At 68.0% G+C, this 2645-nt stretch carries 2 protein-coding genes; one reads left to right on the top strand and one right to left on the bottom strand.

Going from position 1 to position 2645, the window contains the following annotated elements:
* Positions 1-141 precede the first annotated feature (141 nt).
* Positions 142-1182: a zinc-dependent alcohol dehydrogenase family protein gene (locus tag RYL44_RS10150; RefSeq protein ID WP_314975920.1), complete on the bottom strand. Its 1041-nt coding sequence runs from the start codon at positions 1180-1182 to the stop codon at positions 142-144.
* A gap of 173 nt (positions 1183-1355) precedes the next feature.
* Between RYL44_RS10150 and moaA the strand changes: the two genes are divergently transcribed.
* Positions 1356-2420 carry a GTP 3',8-cyclase MoaA gene (gene moaA / locus RYL44_RS10145; RefSeq protein WP_314975919.1) on the top strand — a complete coding sequence of 355 codons (1065 nt, stop codon included), beginning with the start codon at positions 1356-1358 and terminating at the stop codon, positions 2418-2420.
* Positions 2421-2645: the final 225 nt, after the last annotated feature.

The following is a 2645-nucleotide window of genomic DNA, read 5'->3' as shown; positions in this document are numbered from 1 at the left end:
GCGACGCCAGCACGGCTAGGGACGCCCGCGATGCCCCCGATACCAGCACGGCTAGGGATGCTAGCACGGCTAAGCACGCCAGCAAGGCTAGGCGCGCCAGCGACCCCAGCACGGCCCGCGACGCCCACAACTCCCGAAGCGTCAGACGGTGAGCATGACCTTCGTGGCGCGGCGCTCGTCCATGGCGGCGTAGCCCTCGGCGGCCTGCTCGAGCGGCAGGACCATGTCGAAGACGGCGCCGGGATTGATGGTTCCGCTCATGATCAGGTTGATCATGGTCGGCAGGTACTTGCGCACGGGCGCGGGCCCGCCGAACATGTGCACCTCCGCAAGAAACATGCGGCCCATGTCCAGGGAGACGCCGTGTGGTACGCCCACGAAGGACAGGTGACCGCCGGGGCGCACGCAGCCGAGCGCCTGGTTGAAAGCCGTCTCGTTGCCCACCGCTTCGACGACGCCGTCGGCCCCCAGGCCGCCGGTCAGTTCCTTGATGCGCGCGATGCCCTCCTCGCCGCGCTCCTCGACGATGTCGGTTGCGCCGAACTCGCGGGCCAGGGCCTGGCGGTCCGCGTGGCGCGACATCGCGATGATGCGGGATGCGCCCAGCTGGCGGGCGCCGATGATCGCGCCCAGGCCCACGGCCCCATCGCCCACGACGACGATGGTTGTCCCGGGACCCGCCCCGGCCTCGTCGGCGGCGAACCAGCCGGTGCCGAGCACGTCGGAGGCGGCCAGGAGCGAGGGAATCTGCTCGCGCGTGGGCGTGCCGGGGGTCTTCACGAGCGTGCCGTCCGCGAGGGCAATGCGCGCGTACTCGGCCTGGGTGCCGCCGGCGCGCATACCGACGAAGGGGTCGCCCTGGGCGGCCGCAGTCGCGCAACGCGAGGGGTAGCCGGCGCGGCAGACAGAGCATTCGCCGCAGGAGATGCAGAAGGAGCCGACGACGAAATCGCCGGGGCGCACGGTCGTGACGGCCTCTCCCACCTCGATGACGGTGCCGACGTACTCGTGTCCCATGCGCTGCTCGTGGACGGGCTCCATGCCGCGGTAGGGCCACAGGTCCGAGCCGCAGATGCAGGTGGCCGCCAGCTTGATGATGGCGTCCGTGGGTTCCAGGATGGTGGGCATCGGCGTCTCTTCGACGGTGACGTTGCCGGGTTCGTGCATGACGACGGCGCGCATGGTGCTCCTCGCTCGGGTGGCTCTCGTGTATTCACGCTATCCCGGTGCTGCAACTCGTGTCTGCGCTGTCCACTGTCGCCTTTCTCTCAGGCGACGAGGCCGGGGCGCGGTTTCGGGTATACCGCCCGTTTTTCGAGGGGCGAAGACCGGGTAAAACGGGGTAGGGTTGCGCCATGTCTGTCGAGTTCGTATCCGCCGCGCAGGCGGCAGATGCGGTGGCGTGTGAGGCGCCGCTGCGGCTCGTCGACACCTTCGGACGCGTCGCCCGCGACCTGCGCGTGTCCCTGACGGACCGCTGCAACCTTCGCTGCTCCTACTGCATGCCGCCCGAAGGTCTGGACTGGCTACCCACCGAGGACACCCTGACGGACGAGGAGGTCGTGCGCCTCGTGCGCGTCGGCGTCGAGCGGCTCGGGATCCGCCAGGTCCGCTTCACCGGGGGTGAACCCCTCCTGCGCCGAGGCCTCGAGGGGATCATCGACGAGTGCGCCCAGCTGCGCACCGACGAGGGAAAGAAGCCGGACCTGGCCCTGACGACGAATGCTTTGGGCTTGGCCAAGCGCGCCCAGGGCCTGAAGGATGCGGGCCTGAACCGCGTCAACATTTCGCTGGATTCCCTGGACCCCGAACACTATGCGGCGATCACCCGCCGCGATCGCCTCTCCGACGTGCTGGAAGGCATCGAGGCGGCCGCGCGCGCCGGGCTGAACCCGATTAAGGTCAACGCCCTGGTGCTGCGCGGCATGAACGAGGACGACCTGCCCGACCTGGTCGACTACTGCCTGGATCGGGGTATCGAGCTGCGCGTCATCGAGCAGATGCCGATCGGCCCGCCGGATACGTGGGATCGCCAGAACATCATGACGGCCGACGAGATCCTGCACATCATGAGCACCCGCCACACGCTGGCCCCCGCGCCGCGCGAGGATCCGCACTCGCCAGCGGGACGCTGGATCGTGGACGGGGACCCGACCAAGATGCTGGGCGTCATCGCCTCGGTGTCCGACCCCTTCTGTAGTGCGTGCGACCGCACCCGCCTGACCTCGGACGGCATGGTGCGCTCCTGCCTGTTTTCCACGGAGGAGACCTCGCTGCGCGACGCGCTGCGTGGGGGCGGATCGGACCGCGAGATTGCCGCACGCTGGGCCGACGCCATGTGGGCGAAGCCGGCCGCGCACGGCCTCAATATCGACGCTTTCGCGCGCCCGTCGCGCACGATGAGCCGTATTGGTGGGTAAGTCCCCACTAATTTCGTAACGTCGACGTTTTGTAACGGCGGTCGATAGCGGCGTTGGCATCCGGCTGCCTTCGCTCGAAACCCCTGTTTTTCCTTGTTGTATCAAGGGTGATGCACGTCCCAAACGATTGGTGTGACGAAGGTTATTTGCCTTGCTAGCCTCCATTTAAAGGCTCTTCCGAGTTGAGTGTGGGTGACCGGGTGTTGGTCGGGGGTTGCGGGTAGA

The sequence above is a fragment of the Actinomyces bouchesdurhonensis genome, from assembly GCF_963540955.1.
In the GTDB taxonomy this organism is placed as follows: domain Bacteria; phylum Actinomycetota; class Actinomycetes; order Actinomycetales; family Actinomycetaceae; genus Pauljensenia; species Pauljensenia bouchesdurhonensis.
Note: the sequence above shows the minus strand (reverse complement) of the source record. Positions and strands in the feature narration are given on the sequence as shown.

Excerpts from the sequence above, each read along its gene's own strand:
- moaA (WP_314975919.1), top strand. The coding sequence starts at position 1,356 with ATGTCTGTCGAGTTCGTATCCGCCGCGCAGGCGGCAGATGCGGTGGCG.
- RYL44_RS10150 (WP_314975920.1), bottom strand. The coding sequence starts at position 1,182 with ATGCGCGCCGTCGTCATGCACGAACCCGGCAACGTCACCGTCGAAGAG.